Origin of the sequence: Myroides sp. C1519, assembly GCF_038039755.1 — a bacterium.
In the GTDB taxonomy this organism is placed as follows: Bacteria; Bacteroidota; Bacteroidia; order Flavobacteriales; family Flavobacteriaceae; genus Flavobacterium; species Flavobacterium phaeum_A.
The window spans coordinates 1-21,681 of sequence record NZ_JBBPHM010000011.1 but is presented as its reverse complement, the minus strand read 5'-3'; the positions used below and the strand labels follow the sequence as shown (position 1 = coordinate 21,681).

General features: G+C 36.2%; 13 protein-coding genes. 6 read left to right on the top strand and 7 right to left on the bottom strand.

Annotation, left to right across the window (positions count from 1 at the left end):
- Positions 1–11: 11 nt before the first annotated feature.
- The 3 genes from AABL81_RS07705 to ccsA form a co-directional block, all read right to left on the bottom strand.
- Entirely contained in the window at positions 12–1,907 is a 1,896-nt protein-coding gene (locus tag AABL81_RS07705; protein WP_341340731.1) for a collagen-like triple helix repeat-containing protein, read from the bottom strand.
- Between the two features lie 162 nt (positions 1,908–2,069).
- Entirely contained in the window at positions 2,070–3,995 is a 1,926-nt protein-coding gene (locus AABL81_RS07700; RefSeq protein WP_341340730.1) for a collagen-like triple helix repeat-containing protein, read from the bottom strand.
- Between the two features lie 597 nt (positions 3,996–4,592).
- A complete protein-coding gene (ccsA, locus tag AABL81_RS07695) occupies positions 4,593–7,766 on the bottom strand; it encodes a cytochrome c biogenesis protein CcsA (RefSeq protein WP_158210498.1) in 3,174 nt (1,057 codons plus the stop codon).
- A gap of 208 nt (positions 7,767–7,974) precedes the next feature.
- Here ccsA and AABL81_RS07690 point away from each other — a divergent pair, with 208 nt between their 5' ends.
- Positions 7,975–9,174: a pyridoxal phosphate-dependent aminotransferase gene (locus AABL81_RS07690; protein ID WP_158210497.1), complete on the top strand. Its 1,200-nt coding sequence runs from the start codon at positions 7,975–7,977 to the stop codon at positions 9,172–9,174.
- A gap of 1,088 nt (positions 9,175–10,262) precedes the next feature.
- A complete protein-coding gene (locus AABL81_RS07685; RefSeq protein WP_341340729.1) occupies positions 10,263–11,516 on the top strand; it encodes a hypothetical protein in 1,254 nt (417 codons plus the stop codon).
- Positions 11,517–11,568: 52 nt separating this feature from the next.
- On the opposite strand, the gene AABL81_RS07680 is transcribed toward AABL81_RS07685, so the two are convergent.
- Together AABL81_RS07680 and AABL81_RS07675 are read right to left on the bottom strand one after the other, a co-directional pair.
- Positions 11,569–12,291 carry a ZIP family metal transporter gene (locus AABL81_RS07680; protein ID WP_090406834.1) on the bottom strand — a complete coding sequence of 241 codons (723 nt, stop codon included), beginning with the start codon at positions 12,289–12,291 and terminating at the stop codon, positions 11,569–11,571.
- Positions 12,292–12,295: 4 nt separating this feature from the next.
- The gene (locus AABL81_RS07675; RefSeq protein WP_158210494.1) at positions 12,296–13,027 is read right to left on the bottom strand and encodes a class I SAM-dependent DNA methyltransferase; all 732 of its coding nucleotides are present in this window, start codon (positions 13,025–13,027) and stop codon (positions 12,296–12,298) included.
- A 108-nt stretch (positions 13,028–13,135) separates the two neighbouring features.
- Here AABL81_RS07675 and AABL81_RS07670 point away from each other — a divergent pair, with 108 nt between their 5' ends.
- Both AABL81_RS07670 and AABL81_RS07665 read left to right on the top strand, forming a co-directional pair.
- On the top strand, positions 13,136–14,284 hold the full coding sequence (locus AABL81_RS07670) for a THUMP domain-containing class I SAM-dependent RNA methyltransferase (RefSeq protein WP_445929827.1): 1,149 nt from the start codon (positions 13,136–13,138) through the stop codon (positions 14,282–14,284).
- 3 nt (positions 14,285–14,287) lie between these two features.
- Positions 14,288–14,521 (top strand): hypothetical protein, encoded by a 234-nt coding sequence (locus tag AABL81_RS07665; protein WP_158210493.1) that lies wholly within the window; start codon positions 14,288–14,290, stop codon positions 14,519–14,521.
- 78 nt (positions 14,522–14,599) lie between these two features.
- Here AABL81_RS07665 and AABL81_RS07660 read toward each other — a convergent pair whose 3' ends face one another.
- Positions 14,600–15,412, bottom strand: a complete 813-nt coding sequence (locus AABL81_RS07660) for a hypothetical protein (protein WP_341340727.1) — start codon at positions 15,410–15,412, stop codon at positions 14,600–14,602.
- A gap of 198 nt (positions 15,413–15,610) precedes the next feature.
- On the bottom strand, positions 15,611–17,818 hold the full coding sequence (locus AABL81_RS07655) for a S9 family peptidase (RefSeq protein ID WP_341340726.1): 2,208 nt from the start codon (positions 17,816–17,818) through the stop codon (positions 15,611–15,613).
- 204 nt (positions 17,819–18,022) lie between these two features.
- Here AABL81_RS07655 and AABL81_RS07650 point away from each other — a divergent pair, with 204 nt between their 5' ends.
- Both AABL81_RS07650 and AABL81_RS07645 read left to right on the top strand, forming a co-directional pair.
- A complete protein-coding gene (locus AABL81_RS07650) occupies positions 18,023–19,348 on the top strand; it encodes a metal-dependent hydrolase family protein (RefSeq protein ID WP_341340725.1) in 1,326 nt (441 codons plus the stop codon).
- A 504-nt stretch (positions 19,349–19,852) separates the two neighbouring features.
- Positions 19,853–21,262 (top strand): glycosyltransferase, encoded by a 1,410-nt coding sequence (locus tag AABL81_RS07645; protein ID WP_341340724.1) that lies wholly within the window; start codon positions 19,853–19,855, stop codon positions 21,260–21,262.
- Positions 21,263–21,681 lie beyond the last annotated feature (419 nt).

Sequence of the window (21,681 nt, the reverse complement as noted above, 5' to 3'; positions counted from 1 at the left end):
TTTGTTATTGCTTACTTAGCAACAAATTCATAAACAACTGTATACTCACCATTTTCAATTGGTGTATAGAAGTTTCCTGTTCCAAACGAGAAAGTAAATCCTTTCTCTCCCACTCTCTCAACATCTGTAGCCGAAGTTATAACAAGATCTCCACTTTTATTTTGAACAGCAATTTTTAAAAGTCTTCCAAATTCAACATTTGGATTAGAAATCGTAATACTACCTGTAAAATCACTATCATATCCAGCAGCACCATTTACCTTAATAGTAGTCATACCTTTGTAAACTTTTTTACCATCGATTTCTTCACCTGTTTCAATAACTGCTCCTGCCTCTCCTTCTTTACCTGCCTCAACTCTAACAGTAGTAACTTCTTTAATCTTCTCAATCACAGCAGCATTGTTGTGAATTTCATTAACGATATTCGTTGCAATGTCAATGTATTTTTTATTACCGTCTTTATCTAAAGTATAAAGTACGTTACCTTTCTTAAGATCTGTAGGATCTACAGGACCGTAGTAAACGTTACCCCAGTTTTTATTTTCTTGGTTTGCGTTCCCTTCTCCTGGTTTAGTCTCTCCAGTTCCTCCTGTTCCACCTTCACCTGGTTTAGTTGGTTTAGTTGGTTTAGTTTCTACTTCTCCATCACCACCTGGAACTTCTGGATCTTTTGGTGTAGTTCCTCCTTCACCTCCAGTTCCATTATCTCCTGGTAAAGCTGGGTTATTAATAACCTTAACGATCTCATCACGAATCTCTTTACTTGTTGTTAACGTTGTCAAGATATCAGCTGTAATATCGATGTAATAAGGAGTATTTTTATCCTCACCATAGTAAGTGTACAATACTTTTCCTGCTCCAGCTTCTACTTTTACAGATGCATCATCTTCTTTTCCATTAACAGATTTCGTAATCTTAGTTTTAGTCTCTAAGTTGTTTAAATCAAATACAACCGAACCCTCTTCACCATCTTTACCATTTCCTACTTGGATTTCCCACTTAGGTTCATCAGCAGTACCATTGTTTACAATAGTTACATTACCTTCTACATTATTAATAACCTCAGTAATTTCCTTTGTATTCTCTTTAATAATTTCTTTAAAGCTTGTACCTACTGCACCAATGATATCTAACTTCTTACCAAATTCTTTTGTAATATCATCAACAGATGTTCCAATAACTACTGTTTTTTTCCAAGCTGAAATATCAGACTCACCGAAGTAATAGATCTCTTTTACTTCTTTATCCTCTTTTCCAGCTTCTTTAACAATATTAGTAAACTCTTTAAAGAATGTATTTGTTTCTGATTCTCTTAATAAATCTCCTATGTCGATTGGTAAATCATTACCTTCTCCATCTTTAATAACTATTTGTCCTGGTGTTCCTGGTTTCCCTGGCTCTCCTGGTTTCCCTGGCTCTCCTGGTTTCCCTGGTCGGTAAATCACAGTACCTCCACCTTCACCTGGCTTAACTCCTGGTTTAACTCCTTCTCCTTCACTTCCTCCTGGTGTAACACCAACTGATTTCTCAACTGTAGTAATTCTCTCAAGAATTTTAGTTGTTTGTGACTCTGAAGTAACTAATTCCCATTTACCTTTTCCTTCATTAGAAGCCGCAGACCAGTAGTAGAATCCTGTAGGAACGACAACTTTATCATTTCCATCCTTCTTTTCTACACTGTTATAGATCAACATCCCATCGTCTTTTGTATCTCCAGTTAATTGAAACACATTAACATCTTTCAATTCAATACGTGGAATAAGTACCCCTTTATTAATTGCTTTTACCTCTAATATAGCTGATTTAGATGGTGTTTTTGTACCAATACCAATCCCTGGCTTATCATCTTGAGCAAATACTCCGAAGCTTAACGCTAAAGCAAATAATGTAATTATATTTTTTTTCATAATATCTTTTATTTACACCCCCATTCTTTATTATAAAGATTAAAGAGGCAGTCTTTACTGTTTTTTTAAAACCTATCACACTTTTATTTTCACAATAGCGTGATAGGTTATATTTTTAATTGTATTCATTCTCTGATTAGAATGATCTTACAATCGTATTATTTATTTTACTTCTTTTGTAGACACGTATTCTAAAACAACATCATATTTTTTCCCTGCAGGTAATGTAGCATACATTGACCCCACACCAAATTTGAATTTCAGAACACCTGAAGCATAAGTAACATCTGTAACTGTACTCATTGCTAACTGACCATTTTCGTCTAAAATCTGAATAGATAGTAATCTACTAAATTCGTTAACTGCAAATCCAGTCGTATTAAACTCACTATTATATGATAATGTTTTATTTCCTTTTGCAACTTCTACAGCGTTAAACTGAGCTTTCATTACTGCTTTTCCATCAACAACTTCTCCTGTTTCTGTTCCCTTTGCATTTCCATCATCACCAGCAGGTTCAACTCTAACAGTAGTAACTTCTTTAATCTTCTCAATTACAGCAGCATTGTTGTGAATTTCATTAACGATATTCGTTGCAATGTCAATGTATTTTTTATTACCGTCTCTATCTAAAGTATAAAGTACGTTACCTTTCTTAAGATCTGTAGGATCTACAGGACCGTAGTAAACGTTACCCCAGTTTTTATTTTCTTGGTTTGCGTTCCCTTCTCCTGGTTTAGTCTCTCCAGTTCCTCCTGTTCCACCTTCACCTGGTTTAGTTGGTTTAGTTGGTTTAGTTTCTACTTCTCCATCACCACCTGGAACTTCTGGATCTTTTGGTGTAGTACTTCCTCCGCCTTCAGTTCCATTATCTCCTGGTAAAGCTGGGTTATTAATAACCTTAACGATCTCATCACGAATCTCTTTACTTGTTGTTAACGTTGTCAAGATATCAGCTGTAATATCGATGTAATAAGGAGTATTTTTATCCTCACCATAGTAAGTGTACAATACTTTTCCTGCTCCAGCTTCTACTTTTACAGATGCATCATCTTCTTTTCCATTAACAGATTTCGTAATCTTAGTTTTAGTCTCTAAGTTGTTTAAATCAAATACAACCGAACCCTCTTCACCATCTTTACCATTTCCTACTTGGATTTCCCACTTAGGTTCATCAGCAGTACCATTGTTTACAATAGTTACATTACCTTCTACATTATTAATAACCTCAGTAATTTCTTTTGTATTCTCTTTAATAATTTCCTTAAAGCTTGTACCTACTGCACCAACGATATCTAACTTCTTACCAAATTCTTTTGTAATATCATTAACAGATGTTCCAATAACTACTGTTTTTTTCCAAGCTGAAATATCAGACTCACCAAAGTAATAGATCTCTTTTACTTCTTTATCTTCTTTTCCATCTTCTTTAACAGTCTTAGTAAACTCTTTAAAGAATGTATTTGTTTCTGATTCTCTTAATAAATCTCCTATGTCGATTGGTAAATCATTACCTGCTCCATCTTTAATAACTATTTTTCCTGGCTCTCCTGGTTTCCCTGGTTTTCCTGGTTCCCCTGGCTCTCCTGGTTTCCCTGGTCGGTAAATCACAGTACCTCCACCTTCACCTGGCTTAACTCCTGGCTTAACTCCTTCTTCTTCACTTCCTCCTGGTGTAACACCAACTGATTTCTCAACTGTAGTAATTCTCTCAAGAATTTTAGTTGTTTGTGACTCTGAAGTAACTAATTCCCATTTACCTTTTCCTTCATTAGAAGCCGCAGACCAGTAATAGAAACCTGTAGGTATTGAAGTTGACCCTTGAGAATTATAAATTAAAATACCATCATTTTCCTTTGCAAACGAAGCCAATGTAGCGACATCTAAACCTTCAGAACCTTCTAAAGCAAATTCTGTTAAACTCAATAATGGTATGCGTGGAATAAGCACCCCTTTGTTAGAAGCTACGATATCTAACATAGCTGCTTGTGATGGCAATGGTTGCCCGATACCGATACCTGGCTTATCCTGTGCGTAAGACACAGCCCCCATTGCTAATAAAAACAGAGTAGTAATTTTCTTTTTCATCTTTTTCTTTTTTAAATGTTTGTAATCGTTAAAAAATAAGTCAGATAACAACAAGTCCGACAGAAACACTTTCTTAATAAAATCACAATACGCGACTATTCTATTGCAGTATTTCTACTACAAAGTTATAAAAAAAACGATTAAAATTACACTATATGTTAATTATCAATCATTATTTACACAAATTAACTTTATTTGGAATATTATCAATAAAACAATAAGAAATTTTAAGTAAACCTTGTTGTTAACTCTTATACATTAACAAATCAATTTCTACTCTTTTTACTATAATTCCAAAACATACTAAAAAACAGCGTTTTATGAAAAACACAAATATTTTAAATAACACAAACACCATAATTTTACATAATTTAATTATAAAAACGCATAATAAACTAAAACAAGGTTATACAGACTTAACGCAATCACCTCTTTCAGCGAGCAAAAAACTGACCTATAATCGCCTCAACTATAACCACAAATACCAATAACGCAATACCACATCACTACTTCAAGGATATTATAGCCAACAAAAAAAGGTCGGTATCTAAATAGATACCGACCTTTTAAGTCTTACGTTATATATAAACGTATATATTATTTTTTCAAGTGCTTCTTGTACTTAAAGAAAGACAACACTCCCAACACCGTAATAAACGCTGCTGAATACCAAACGGCAGCCGGAGTAATTACCTTATCTCCTGATGCGTATGAGTGTAATCCACTTAAATAGAAGTTAACTCCAAAATAAGTCATCATAATTGAGTAGTACGCTACAACACTGAATAAGTTGTATAACCAAGTACCTCTCATTGCTGGAACTAAACGAGCGTGAATCACAAAAGCATAAACCATAATACTAATCAATGCCCAAGTTTCTTTTGGATCCCATCCCCAGTAACGTCCCCAACTCTCGTTAGCCCATTGTCCTCCTAAGAAGTTACCAATAGTTAACAATACAAGTCCTACCGTAAGTGCCATCTCATTAATATAAGTCAACTCTTTAATATTAAGATCCATTCGCTTCTTGTTCTTCTCATTGGTAAGAATCATCAAGATTAACGAAACTACCCCTAATATCATTCCCAAAGTAAATGGCCCGTAACTACCTACGATAACCGCTACGTGAATGATTAACCAGTATGAGTTTAAAACAGGTTGTAAGTTAGAAATAGCAGGGTCCATATAATTAAGGTGTGCTCCCCATAAAATCATACCCGCTACGAATGCTGTAGAAGCAATTGTTAATTCAGACTTACGTCCAAAGTACAATCCGAATAAAGCTGTAGCCCAACCAACGTAAATAACAGACTCATAAGCATCACTCCAAGGTGCGTGTCCAGAAACGTACCAACGTACTCCTAAACCAATGGTGTGAATAACAAATAGTAGAACAGTAAACCAACTTCCTACTTTAATCATAGTTCTGTTGATTTTACGCGATTTTAATATTTCTGAAACGATAAAAACAAACATTAAAACAGCTGCTAACATATAGTAGCTATACAATGTTTTAAAAATATCATACTTGTTATATAAAATCTCAAACTTAATCTTACTTTCTGAAGGGATAATTGTTTTACCGTATGCCTGTTGGAAAGTTTTCAGGTTACTCAAGTACTCATCTGCCTTGTCGTAATTACCCGATTCTTTTGCTTCAAACAAAGCAGGGATATACATACGAGGTAAAATACTCTTTGCAAACGTAGAATCCATTCCTTTCAATCCAGCTTCGTTTAACTCCAACGGAGAAACCCATTTGCTGTTTTCGTGTCCAGGTATTGGAAATACCGTTAACATACGCGTCATAAATGCAGAGTTTAACAAAGCAATCTTCCCGTCCATATCTAAGAAGTCCGTTTGAAACTTATTCTTAATGGCACTGTGATTTGCTTCATCAACATAATCAGCTAACTTATAGTTTGCGTTATCATCAAAGAAATCAACAAACGTAGCATACTTCTCATTCTTTGGAAGTCCTAAAATCTCTGTCATTTTATCATTACCACGAGGTAATTTGATGATAGGCACATAATACCAAAAGTTAGGAGCACCTTGCATTTGCTGTGCCACAGTAAACTGCGTCATAGATAAAAACACCTGATCGGCATTCAATCCATTATAAGTTTCCTTTTGGTAAATTTTACGCATTAACTCAGAAGAGAATGTGTTGATAGGCTTCATACGTCCACCGTAATCTTGCACGACCAATTCTCCAAACTTAGCTGCGTGTTCCGGCTTAATCGCATTTGCCGTAATAATCGAGTCGATTACAGCAGCAGATGGTTTAGTCGGTGCTTCGTGATTGTGTTGAGCGAAAGAACCAATAGAAAAGAACAACAATAGCATAGTAAGCATTGACGCCTTTTTCTCTCTCACTTTATTTAATTTACGTTTCAAATCGCTAAATCTTGTGTTTTTATCAAATAAGATTGCTAATAACCCGATGTATAAGAACGTATATCCGATATACGTAATCCACGTTCCCCAGAAATCGTGGTTTACAGAAAGGATAGTCCCTTTCTCATCACGGTCAAACTCTGCTTGGAAGAAACGGTATCCTTTGTGATCAAGAATATTATTCATATAAATTCTCGCGTCAAAAGAATCATTACCATCAATTACAGAAACCTGGCTTTCAAAAGCAGAATAGCTTCTTTCTGTTCCAGGGTATTTATCAGCAATAAATTTGTTTAATTTAATTTTGAAAGGAGTAGTATATACTTTACTACCAAACATCATTGTAAACTCTAAGTCTCCCAATTGAAATGCTTGAGGTTCTCCCATTCTACCTGCTTTCCCCATAAGAGTTACTTCTTCCTCTTTTCCTTGAGATTTTACAGTTAGCACAAGAGCGTCAGTACTTGTTCTACTTTTGAAATCTCCGTCAGACTTCAATACTTTTTTACCTTTAATAGGCATTTCAGGCAATACAAATTGCGTACCTGCTAAGCTATATAAAGAACGGAAGTTTAACGGTTCTTTAGTTCCTGCAAACACGTCATTTTGAGCTTGTGTTGCCATTACCATAAAAGTACCGCCAAAAGGAGTCTCCATAAAATAGTTATCTCCCTCTTTAGTAATGTTAATTGCACCATCTGTAGGTGAGTTGAAAGAGAACAATACATTGTGAATGTTTGCAACTTGTCCTTCTTCTAAATAATGTTCGTGACGATCTCCATCACCTGATTCTACTAATTTCAAGAATAGCTTACCATTCGCATCTTCTTCCACTACTTCCTCAGCTCCCATAATAAAGTCTTTATACTCTATTTCGAAAGGAATACCATTAAAGTCTTTTTTCATTGTAAAACTGTTGTCTGTTACAGCTGAAAAAAGAATTGGTTTTTCAAATGTTCTTCTTCTTGTCTCTCCTTCATATTCTCCATCTGCCATTACCGTTAAAAACGTTTTGTCAGAAAAAATACTATCAGCAGTTTCACCTTCGCGAATCGGCATCATACCCTCAAAACTGATATAACGAGTAATAAACGCACCGATCAAAATAAGAATGAAAGCCGCGTGAAGCATAAATGTTGCCCACTTTTCTTTAGTAAACAATCTATACTTTTTAATATTACCGATAAAGTTAATCAGGAACACTAACATAATGGCTTCAAACCATTTAGTATTGTAAATTAGTATTCGAGCTGTGGTGGTATTGTAACGGTCTTCAATGAAAGTACCTATCGCCAAAGCAACAGCAAAAACAATGAAAAGAACCGCCATTAACCTTGTCGAAGAGAAAAAAGAAATAATTTTTTTATCCATGAGTTGTTAATACGTTGTTTTATAGTTCAACAAAAATAACCAAAAACCTAAGCTATAAGGTATATTTAACTTATTATTTAGTAATGATTTTACTATTCAACTATAACTAAAATCAATTACATTTGTGGATGCTTACACTACGCAATATTTAAAGCACACATTTAACACAGTAAAATATTGCATAAATTGACAAACTAAATTATAAATTATGCCAAAGATCTCAAAAAAAGGGCACTTGATGCCAGAGTCTCCTATTAGAAAATTGGTTCCTTTTGCTGAAACGGCAAAAAGAAAAGGAAACCACGTTTACCACTTGAACATTGGACAACCAGATATAAAAACGCCAGAACTTGCACTTCAGGCGGTTAAAAATGCTACGATTGACGTTTTAGAATACAGCCACTCTGCTGGTTTTGAAAGTTATAGAAAAAAATTAGCTAAATACTACCAAACAATTGACCCTACGGTTGAATTCACAGATATTATTGTAACTACAGGAGGTTCTGAAGCGTTATTATTTGCTTTAGGAAGTACAATGGACCCAGGAGATGAAGTAATTATTCCTGAACCATTCTACGCTAACTACAACGGATTTTCTGCTTCTAATGGTGTAAATATCGTTCCTGTTATGTCGTCAATCGACAACGGGTTTGCTCTTCCGGCAATCTCTGAATTTGAGAAATTAATCACGCCAAAAACAAAAGCAATCTTAATCTGTAATCCAGGTAACCCAACAGGTTATTTATACTCTGAAGAAGAGATGAATCAGTTGGCAGAATTAGTGGTGAAACACGATTTATTCTTAATTGCTGACGAGGTTTACCGCGAGTTTGCTTATGACGGATACAAACACGTTTCTGTATTGAGCATCCCTGCTTTGGCAAACAACGCTATTGTAATTGACTCTGTTTCTAAACGATACAGTATGTGTGGTGCTCGTATTGGATGTATTGTTTCTAAAAACAAAGAATTGATGACTGCGGTTATGAAGTTTGCTCAAGCGCGTCTTTCTCCTCCTACATACGAACAAATTGCTGCTGAGGCTGCTTTAGATACGCCACAATCTTACTTTGACGAAGTTATTACAGAATACAAAGAAAGAAGAGATGTATTTATTGCTGAACTTCAAAAAATTGAGGGAATCCAAGTAACTGTTCCTCACGGATCTTTTTACTGTGTGGCTAAATTCCCAATTAAAAACGCAGAGGACTTTGCTAAATGGTTATTGGAAGAATACGACTACAACGGAGCTACAGTAATGATTGCGCCTGCAGAAGGATTCTACTCTACGCCAGGTGTTGGTCTTGATGAAGCACGTATGGCTTATGTGTTGAAAAAAGACGATTTAATTCAGTCTGCTAAAATCTTAAATGAAGCTTTAAAAGTGTACAAAACTATCGAAAAATAGTTCATTCTACTTTTAAACCCGCTTATATACAGGGCTATCTATTTTTAGGTAGCCCTCTTTTTTTGTGTTTACTTGTCCTCTATCCCCTGCCAACCAATGCAATATTACCCTTGTTTTCTATTCACCAAACGCATAGTACAACTATCGCTCACCCCACAATAGTACAAGCTTTAGACAGGTTTTAGACGGCACTCCTTCGAGACATCTTCGACACAAGTACCACAGAAGTTCGGAAAACACCCCCTTTTTCCGAACGTCTATGGTACTAATGTGGTATTAGTCTGAAACATAGTCTAAAGCAAACCTCTACCAATCTGCGTTATAACAGCAATAACACTCTTTACACTACAATTCCTTTTTGAACCAACAACCACAGTGGGCATTGCACTTTACTATTTCAAAGAACGACCAATGAGATACAAACGCCACCCTAATATTCCTCCTTTTTTACCTCTGTATTCAAAAATAAAAAAGGGTACCTCACAGCTCGACCAACATTTAGGGGGTAATCAGAATATAACATCACAGGTTTTGTTTTTAGTTTACAAAGCAAAATTAGTCATACGCACAACAGAATATTTTCAAAGCGGTTATTTTGACATCATTTGCTATCAAATGCTATCAAATGCACTATTGACTCTGTCCCACTTTTGTCCCCAACCCCCTCCAAATGCTTATAAACAAAGGGAATGACAGTATCTCAATTGTATATTAGTCGGAGATAAGCCGTAAATAAGTCGGAGATACCTCACCTAAAGGCCTTTTTCGCGAACTAAATACGACTTATTTACGACTCATTTACGACTCAATCTCGTTTAAAACCTTGGTGAGCCCTTTAAAACAAAGGGATGAGCGCCAATTGGGGACTTCAAAATCTACTTGTCCTTTGTTTTGAATAGCCTTATCGGCACAGGAATAATTCGTCAAAAATTAGCTTATACTAACATTCTCAAATAGTGCGAACTCCTATTTCTTATAGTTCACAATGAGAAAAACCTCCAATTTCACCCCTAATCAGCGGCTTTTACGCCTTGCACAACAACTGTTTTAAGGAGATTTTACTACCTTTAAACCTTAGCAAATCAGGTATGAATATATTTAAGAGAAAACGCCGCTTTCCCAATGAGGATAAACACAGGGGAATACTACACCTCAGCGAAACGCAGATTATCATTGAAAACACAGCGTATAGCAGGGAAATAGAGGTTATCGAAATCAGTCAAATAGAATATATCTACCTTGAAATTTGCAATTATAGTAGCCCTGGATTGATGATTTACCAAGGCAGACAACACTATATTCCAGTTGATTATGTCAATACGGAAAAACTGTGCTTGCAGTTGGCTAAGCGTTTCAACTTTGATATGGCTCTTATTTATGACAACATTCACAAAGAAGAAAATGCGGTACACCAATTGTTTCGCACCACTTATCAGCAGAATTTTGAGTTGGTTTCTGGCGGACAAAACGATTATACAAAGGGCTTTGAAATTATAGCGCCCACCCCTTGTTTTGTACCGTGGACAACCACTAAAAGCGAGTTGCTAAACAATCCGCATACACACTTAGAAAACGGTTATTTGAACATCGTTTATCCGGTGCGAATTGGCAATATTATCGTGCGTGATTTTGGAGCTTATGTCGATAATATTCGCCCTGAAATAGCTCTGGAGGAATACTATGCTAAATGCTATACTACTGATGGTTCGGACAAGAGTTTATACCTTGTTAAAGAGCAGTTAGAACGCGACCTTGCGGATAAGGCTGAGTTTACTTTTCACAGTGATTTCAACTTGTTTTTCTATGCTAAAATAGGCCAAATTACCTTTGAGGCTACCTATTCCATTGACGATAATGAGATGAGAAATATCGCGTATAGTTTTACTTCCTTTAGCGCAAGGCTACAGTTTGATTATCCGGCTATGCTTATCGCTTCTGACTATGAGCAAAATGGCGTGGTATCTCAGCTGTTTATGTGGAACGAGGCTTTGAGTACACCTGATAATTACAAGACGAATACGCATATCAAACAGACACCTGAATTTGTCTTAGCGGCTTCAAAAGGAAAAGCTGTTATTTGGAAAGATGAGGCGAATAACCTACTTGGATTTGCCGATGCGGAACACGCCCAATGGTATGCTATATCTGAGGTTGAGCGTTTTACTTTGTGGAACACCTTACCCGCTAAAGGAGGTGGATTTAGTTCTCTTTCCATCACTTTTACGGATGGCCAACAAAAAACACTTTTTGAAGGAGCACACGATACAATGAGTAAACATTTAGACGAAGTAAAAGCCTTTTTAGGATTTGATATACAGTTTTACGAAGATTATAACTGCTAAAAAAAGAGTACAAAAAAAGAGACGATATTCGCATATCGTCTCTTTTGTGTTCTTATATAAAATAAGCGGCTATCACCCCAATGATAATAGCGATAAGCTTATTGATATTAAACGAGTGTTCTTCGTTACTTTCAAAAATGATAGTAGACGAAATGTGGAATAAAATACCTACCACAATGGCTGATATCTCGGCGTAGTAATGACTTAAAAAGTCTACATTACCAGAAATCAAAGTACCCAAAGGTGTCATTACTGAAAACACAAGCATAAAAAATAACACTGATTTTTTACTCATATGCGCATTGATAAAAAATGCGGTTAGAATCACTGCAATAGGCAAATGGTGTATCCCAATTCCCCACGCAAGCTCCTCGTGCTGACTGACTGGCATTCCCTCAAATAACGCGTGGATACACAAACTAATAAACAACAACCACGGAATTTTATCAAATTTGTCGTGTACGTGAACGTGTCCGTGTTCTGCACCTTTAGAAAAATATTCTAAGACAATCTGAAACACAATCCCTATCATAATGAAGAACCCGATGTTTCCTGATGCGTGGTTATGACCGTGAGCATCAGCAGCTTGTTCTACTAATGGGGTAACGTGATTGTACTGATACACATCTGGTAAAAGGTGTGTAACAGTTAATGTTAATAAGAATGATCCACTAAAAGCCATTAATAGCTTTAAGTTTTTTTTGTTCTTAGGTTCTAATATCACTGCTATTAGATACCCTATTATTACTGAAACTAAAGGAATGATATAAACCATAGGCTTATTTGAAAATCATGATTAATCGATCTGATTCGTTTTTATAGAATTTTCTTAGTTTGTAATCACCAAACACATCTAATAGATAAATTTCTTTTTCATTCATCATTTCTTCAAAATCCTCTAATCGCAATGCTTTTACTTTTTCAGTATAGTCGTGGTGTTCACCGTCTGCGTCAAATACAATGTTTTTAATGATAAACCCATCTTCGTATTTACGCGTAATATGGAAATCAATTCCGTCTACTGTTTTCACTTCAGAAGGAACAAGGTTAGCAATTACTTTATCAACATTCATAAAGTCGATAACTGCTAATCCGTATTCAGACAAACTTTGGTGAATAGCATCTAACGTACGAGCATTATCTGCTGGATCTTGAAAATACCCAAAACTTGTAAATAAGTTTAATATAGCGTCGTATTTCTGCGTTAACGGTTCTCTCATATCGTGTACGTGAAAATGAAGTGTATCACTTTCAAATTCTTTAGCACTTTCGATACTATTGCCAGATAAGTCAACTCCCGTTACGTCGTATCCCAATTTGTTTAAGTAAACAGAATGTCTTCCTTTACCACAAGCTAAATCTAAAATCTTAGCGTCTTCCTCTAAATTTAAGTAGTGACTTAAATTATCAATTAACATTTGTGCTTCTGCGTAATCCCTATCTTTGTATAAAGTATGGTAATAAGGGGTATCAAACCACGATACATACCAAGCTTTGTTCTCTTTTGACATACTTTTGTTTTAAATCTTTTATTAGCCTACAAATTTACTTTATTTTTGTGGATTAATTAGATGAAGTAAATTATTCCTTATATAACAATAAAGATGGAGAATTTTAAAATGGTTGCTAAGACATTCTTTGGTTTTGAAGATGTATTAGTAAAAGAATTGCAATTATTAGGTGCAGTAGATGTGAAACCGGGGACGCGTATGGTTAGTTTTAAAGGAGATAAGGGCTTTATGTATAAAGCAAACTTAGGCCTTAGAACAGCTTTGAAGATACTTAAACCTATTTCAAGCTTTGCAGTTTATAATGAGGAAAACTTATATAGAGGTGTTCAAACTATTGATTGGTCAGAGTATATTTCTGCTCATCAATCGTTCGTAATTGACGCTACAGTGTTTTCTGACAACTTCAACAACTCACAATTCGTTGCTTTAAAAGCGAAGGATGCTATTGTTGACCAGTTCAGAAACAAATTGGGAAAACGTCCTAATATCGACAAAGACTTCCCTGATTTAAGAATTAATATCCACTTACAACAAGATATGTGTACGGTATCTCTTGACTCGTCTGGGGCTTCATTACACCACCGTGGGTATAAAACAGCTACGAATATTGCACCGATTAACGAGGTATTAGCAGCTGGAATGTTGTTAATGTCAGGTTGGGATGGTAGAACAGATTTTATCGACCCAATGTGTGGTTCGGGTACAATCTTGACAGAAGCAGCTATGATTGCTTGTAATATTCCTGCTAATATCAACAGAAAAGAGTTTGCTTTTGAGCGTTGGAACGATTGGGATGCTGACTTATTTGACAAAATACAGGAATCGCTATTAAAAAGAGTACGCGAGTTTCATTATACAATTAAAGGGTATGACAAAGCGCCGTCTGCTATATTAAAAGCAATTGACAACGTGAGAAATGCTAACTTAGAGGAGTATATTCAGATTGAAACGGCTAACTTCTTTGACTCAAGTAAGGAAACAGAAGGACCATTACATATGGTGTTTAACCCACCGTATGGAGAGCGTTTGGACATTGACTTAGAGCGTTTTTACAGAGAAATTGGAGATACGTTAAAACAAGGATATCCGGGTACTGAAGCTTGGTTTATTACGGGTAACGTAGAAGCGTTGAAATTTGTTGGATTAAGACCATCGAGAAAGATTAAACTTTTCAACGGTAAGTTAGAGGCTCGTTTTGTAAAATACGAGTTGTATGCTGGAAGTAAAAAAGGAAAATATATAACAGATAATCAATAGATCATGAGCGTTAATACAAAGACTATCATTTTGCAGTTTGTTAGCTTTGCTATCTTATTTATTATAGCAAGAGTTATCATTGTTCAATTTACGGATTTACAAGGCTTTTGGGGCCCATTGGTAAGTGCGGTTATCGCTACTATCTTAGCTCCACAGTTTAAAGTATTCAAAACTGAGAAAGGTGATAAGATCTGTATGCGTTGGATCTTTATGAAAGGTGTGAAGGTATTGAATTAAATAAAAAAGGTTGTTATTTTAAAAATAACAACCTTTTTTGTTTCCAAAAGCTACCTCATCTAAGGTAGCTTTTCTTTATTATTTCAATCTAAATTTCAGAGGAACTGAGAAATTCAACGGATATACGTTGCCATTTCTGTCTTTTGGAAAGGTAAACTCCTCATTTGACAAGGCATCCACTACAGCCGTTAATCGCTTTGCAATAACATCATTGTCTTCTTTTGAAATACTAAACTTTGTCAAGTCGTCAAAAACCAACTTCTTCTCTCCTGTTTTTGGGTCAATGCTAACCTGCGTCATAATCACCAAAGGAATTGTGTACTTGTATTCGTTGTAAATAGCTATTGCCTCATCGCGTAATGCACAAGTAACTAATTCTCTATTTTTAGCAGCAATTTCTTTGTCCATTGTTACAAAACAACTCGCATCAGCCACCTTAGTTCCCTCTATATTATGGCACTCATATCTACTTTGTTTATTGTCTGATATTTTAGTTTCTAACAAACCATCTTCAATAAAAAAGGTAGTTACGGTTGTGTATTTCTTTGCGTCTTTATATTTATACGTACGCACACTGTTAGAATAACGCTTTTCATCAGCAGTATTAGCAGCTGCATCTTTTGTAAAAACATCACTTGTTACAATATAGTCTTTACCCTGTTTCTCTCCCTTAATCACCATTTTTCTTGTCCAACCCTCCGTATCTGTCGTTGGAAAAATTCCGTCAAAGTAGTTTACAACAGTAGTATCTTCTCCTTTTTTTACAAGATCAGTCATCACAATATTCCCTTTGGCAATATTACGCGTATCTTCTACATAGTTTTTTGGAGTCTGTGCATTAGCACTTAAAACGCTTAATAAGCTCAAAACTCCGATTAGTGTGTATTTCATCGTGTTGTGTTTAGTTGACAAACATAAAGCATAAAACACAGAAATAAAAGCAATTAATTTTACTAAAGTTGCTTTTACAACACAATAAATCACCTTAAAATGCGATACACAAGCTACACTTTAACTTAAATACACGCGGCAAGACAAGTAACAACAAGGCATAAAAAAAGCTGCCTTTTACAAGACAGCTTATCTTTATTATTTCAAGTGTTCTGATACAAACCCCATCATACATTTGTAAAAAGAGATACTGTTTTCTTCTTTTGAAAACCCGTGTCCCTCGTCGTATTTCACCATATAAGGAACGTCAAACCCTTTATTTCTTAACGCTTCAACAATCTGGTCAGACTCGGCAATCTTAACCCTTGGGTCATTAGCACCTTGTACAACAAACAGCGGTTTTGTAATCTTGTCTAACTGGTAAACAGGAGAAACCTCTTTTGCTATTTCACGTTCCTCTGGATTGTCAAGGTCATACCATATCTCCTTCACCATCTCTTTATATGGTTTCCAATATTCAGGGAACGACTCAAAGAACGTAAATATGCTCGACACCCCCACATAATCTACTCCACAACGGTATAAATCAGGGGTTTTAATCAATCCCATCAACGTAGCATATCCACCGTGGCTTGCTCCGTAAATAGCAATCTTATCTGCATCTACCCATCCTTGCGCAATTACATAGTGTACTCCATCTTCTACATCATCCATCACTTTACGCCCGATTTGCTTGAAACCAGACTTAAAGAACTCTTTTCCGTAACCACCAGAAATACGGAAGTTTACTTGTAAAGTTGCATATCCTCTACTGGCAAACAACTGCGTTTCTGGATTAAAGCCCCAACTATCTCTAATTCCTTGTGGTCCGCCGTGTGGGTTCACAATCAACGGTACTTTTTGTCCGTCCAACGCCGCTTTTGGTAAGGTAATATACCCGTGTAATTTAACCCCATCTCTACTGGTAAACGAAATAGGACGCATCTCTGCCATATCCTCCTCTTTTAACTGTGGCATCAAATCATACAAAGGCGACACCGCACTTGTAGCTGTATCGTAATTATAATACGTTCCGTACAATTTATCACTTTGAACAATGATTAAATAACGGTCTTCTTTATCTGTTTTAGCAACAATAGAGTACTCATACGCTCCGAAATGACTTTCCAAATCGGCATATATCTTTTTAAAAGTCTCACTTACTGGTTCTATGATTACCTTTTCTCCTTCATATCCCAAATAGTCAATCTCCCAATTGCGTTTGCGCGACAAGCCAATGATAGAAGCGTCAAACTCAGGATTAGCATATACCTCTTTGACTACTTGGCGAGTTTTAAAGTCGTACAACACAATGCGTTGTTTGTCAGAGTCTAAGTTTGTCAATACATACGCCTCATCTTTGTTGTCAGAAGCATAGTTAAACGCCATAACCGAGAACGTATCAGACCAGTTGATGGTTTGAAACAATTCAAACTCCTCTGCTCCGTCAACCTTAAAGAAATACTGCGATTGTACACCGTTGTACATTTTAGAGTAGCCTCTTAAGTTACCATCTTTGTCAAAATCATAACCCGCAATCGGATTAGCAGGGTCATCATTGGTAAACAACTTCACATACTCCCCTGTGTTGATATTCATTTTATACGGCTCAAACACCTGTGGATTATCTAAGTTCATCGAAATGATGATGTAGTCTTTTTGCTCTTTCAGCATATTGACAATTCCCGCTTGCACCTTGTCAAACGGCGTTAAATCCATATTATTCTGTCCGTCTACATTCACCGCATAAATGTGGTAATTCTCATCTCCACCTTGGTCCATGATATACACCAAGCGCTCATCGTTAATCCATCCATACGCACGTACCAACTCCTCTCCTTCTTCAATTACGCGAAGTACGTTACCCGTTTCAATCTCCTTCACGTAAACGTGGCGTTTATTCTTCTCGTCTTTCTCGCGATACGACAAGTATTTACCATTTGGCGACAACTGAAAAGCAGACGATTTAGGTCGCTGAAAGTAATCTTCCACTTTGTATTTATAAACCCCACTCTCCTGATTAGCCAATGCTTGCAACTCCTCATCCGTAGAAACCAACGCAGGATTACCCGGTAGTTTAATCTCCGTAGGTTCAAACACAACAGGCATTTCTTGTTCCATTTGCTTGATAACACCCACTAACTTCTCACCTTCCAACGCACCAGCAAATGAAAGTCCCATTGCGGCAACGCTAAATGATAGGCTGTCTCCTTCACAAACTACATTTGTAGCCTCTAACCCCATTGCCCCTTGAGTTGGCAAGTCTAATGTAACCGTTAATTCAGCAGAAATATGAGCAATTAAGTCTAATTGCATTTCTCCCAAGTCTAATACTGCTTTGTAATCTCCTATTATCTTGTTTGCCATAATTTGTATTTTAAAGTAACCGTACCCCTGACGTTCATCAAGCGTATCCGTTTTCTATTTGTCTATGTATACCTACAAAAATAGTCCATTTTTTGAAAACAAGTAACTGCACTATTCCTCATAAATAAACATATAACTCAATTTAGTTAACCATTAAGAATGTTAAATACCTATCTTTACGATAGTAAACAAAACGACACAACTATGTTTAAATCAATTAAGAAAATAGGTTTTACGCTTGTTTTAAGTTCATTTGCCTTTGTAATGAATGCACAAAACGGCATTGTACTTGAAAATGTAGAGATATTCAACGGAAAGGACCAAAAGACTACAAAAGGGTCTGTGTTGATTGAAAACAATAAAATCACCAAGGTTTCTACTGGAAAAATAGACACGAATAACAATCCACAAATACAAGTAATCGACGGTAAAGGCAAGTTTGTAATGCCGGGGTTAATTGATGCACACTGGCACTCATTCTTAGCGGCAAACAGCAATCAGATGATTATGTTGGGCGATGAGAGTTTCCTTTTTATCAATGCGGCAAAGGAGTCTGAGAACACGCTACAACGCGGTTTTACGACTGTTCGCGATTTAGGGGGACACGTAACGGGGATTAAACAAGCGAATGATATGGGCCTAAACAAGGGACCGCGTATTTACCCAAGTGAGGCAATGATTTCACAAACAGGGGGACACGGAGATGCTAATTTCCCTTGGGCTGAACCGCGTATGTTAGACCATACTCCTCCTCGTTTTCAAACCCTGGGTGGTAGTGTAGTAGCTGATGGAGAATATGAAGTTACTGTAGCTACGAGAGACCAGCTTAGAAAAGGGGCTTCTCAAATTAAGGTAATGGCTGGTGGTGGAGTTGCGACTATCTACGATCCGTTAGACGCAACGCAATATACAGTTGAGGAAATTAGAGCTGCTGTGAAAGCGACTGACAACTGGGGTACGTATGTAACCGTGCACGCTTATACAGCTAATGCCGTTAGACAAGCTGTAGAAGCTGGGGTGAAGTGTATAGACCACGGACATTTGTTAGATGAGGCTACGGTAAAATTATTAGCAGATAAAGGGGTTTGGTTGAGTATGCAACCTTTTGATTCTGATTCAAGTAATTATACAGACCCGTTGCAAAAAGCAAATAAGGAATATGTGGGAACGGGAACTGATAATGTGTACAAATGGGCTAAGAAACACAAAGTGAAATTAGCTTTTGGTACTGACCTGGTTACACGTCCGAAAGACCCGTTAATTCAAAACAAGATATTATTGCGTTTGAAACAATGGTTTTCAAACTATGAAATCTTAAAGATGGCTACGTATGACAATGCCCAATTGCTGAAGTTAAGCGGACCACGAAATCCGTATCCTGCTGATTTGGGTGTGATTGCTGAAGGGGCTTATGCTGATATCATATTATTAGATGAGAGTCCGCTTGAAAACATCGACATCTTACAAGACCCTACAAATAAAATATTGTTGATTATTAAAGATGGTAAGGTGTATAAAAACAAGCTGTAAACAATATTAATTTGAGCTGACATATCCTGGTAAATAAAGTAAACAATACTTATTTAAACACGAACATCAATAGTGGTAAAATGATGTGTAAACAACAGATTTTTGGCCATTTACAACAGACAAAGGAGCTGACTTAATGCGAAGTCAGCTCCTTTTTTATTTCCCCTACCTTCTACCATATTCACTTTCTAAATTTTAAGTTAATATCTAATAATGAGGACTTTCTCTACAATTCTCATAGAGTAATTATACCTCAAAGCGTTGCCCATATCTCTACATAGTGTAGTTTTTTTTTGATGAAATGCCCTCTACTCCCCATTTTAGGCGTTGGCACAACTATTGAACCTATGTAAGTACCGAATGAAAGCAAAGGACTGTTTTTTTAACATATCACCACCTTTCAAGTAAAGTCATCCTTGAGGATTAAACCTCGCTTTACTGAATTTATGCTAAAGCTTTTTTCTTTGAACAATCGGCAAAAACAAACCACATAAATACAATATTATGCGCACTGATAAAAACATCGAAACCGTAGAAAACAAACAACCTAAAAAGAGTTTTTGGGGCAAGTTTGTAGACAAGAGTTTAAACACAACAGATTACTTAGTATTATTAGGAACTTTTATGGTAATGACTATTGGGGTAATCTTAGTTTATCAATTACAACCACACTTTGAGAAATTACATTTAGAGCGTTTAGAGTCTGTTTGGGGAACGTTTATCATTAATCTGGGAATTGTTCTACTAAGCATACAAATCGCGTTCTTACTATATATTGTTTATCTGTATTTCCGCTATAAACCTGTTGCTTCTGTTAGCGATGAGGAGTTGCCAACGTGTACGGTTCTTGTACCTGCTTATAACGAAGGGAAATTAGTTTATGAAACGCTTTATAGCTTGGTTAACGGAAACTACCCTGCTGAAAAGTTGGAGATTATTTCTATTGACGATGGTAGTAAAGACGACACTTGGCAGTGGATGTTGAAAGCAAAAGAAGAATTAGGAGATAGAGTAACTATTTTACAACAACCCAAAAACCAAGGTAAGAGACACGCTCTTTACAGAGGTTTCAACATTGGAAAAGGAGATGTATTTATTACGGTTGACAGTGACTCAATCGTTAAGAAAGACACCCTTAGAAACCTTGTTAGCCCATTTGTAACCAATGAAAAATGTGGTGCTGTGGGTGGAAACGTACGTGTATTAAACACAAAAGACGGTATTATTCCTAAAATGCTAAACGTGAGTTTTGTGTTTAGTTTTGAGTTTATTCGTTCTGCGCAGAGTGCCTTAGGTTCAGTATTATGTACTCCTGGTGCCTTAGCGGCTTATAGACGAGTAGCGGTGATGAACTGTTTAGAAGATTGGATTACCCAAACATTTATGGGGCAACCATCTGACATCGGTGAAGATAGAGCAATGACTAATATGATTCTGAAACAAGGATACCACGTGCTGTTTCAACGAAATGCTTATGTATTGACAAACACTCCTGAAGAGTATAAAAACTTGTACAAGATGTTTATCCGTTGGGAAAGAAGTAACGTACGTGAAAATATTATGATGAGTAAGTTTGCTTTTACCAACTTTAGAGAAGGTTCAAAAGTTGGTCCGAGAATCTTATTGTTAAACCAATGGTTACGCGTTATTATGGCTTATCCAATGACATTCTTAATGCTGTACTTCATCATCACGCAACCGTTGTTATTCATCAGTTCTGCTTTGGTAAGTATCTTTATCTTTTCAAGTATTCAAGTATTCTTTTACTCTAAGAGATATAGCGTGGCTGAGTCATTTTGGGCATACCCATATAGCTTATTCTACACATTTACATTGTTCTGGATTACGCCTTATGCTATTGCCACAGCTAATAAAAGAGGATGGTTAACGAGAACGTTACCACAACAAAAATAAGTGCACCCATATTGTTATTATACGAAAAGAGGTTAACGTGATAAGTTAACCTCTTTTCACTTTTGTTTTGCTATATGCAATCCTACAGTTACAGCAAATAAAAAGAGTGGTGAATAAGCACATTACCACAACAAAAATAAATGTCCCCACATTATTTTATCATAGAAAAGAGGTTAACCTGATTAGGTAACCTCTTTTCACTTTTATATACTTCACATTCAACACCTTTCACGTCTTACAGTATTGTTTGTTTATAAATAAACAACAGGAAGGATACGTGATATACATCGTGTCGTATGCCGTGCGGGCGAATAATAATTCCCCTACGATGGTTAAATTGTAATGTTTTTGTTTGTAATGATACTACAGTATTGTTTGTTTATAAATAAACAACAGGAAGGATACGTGATATACATCGT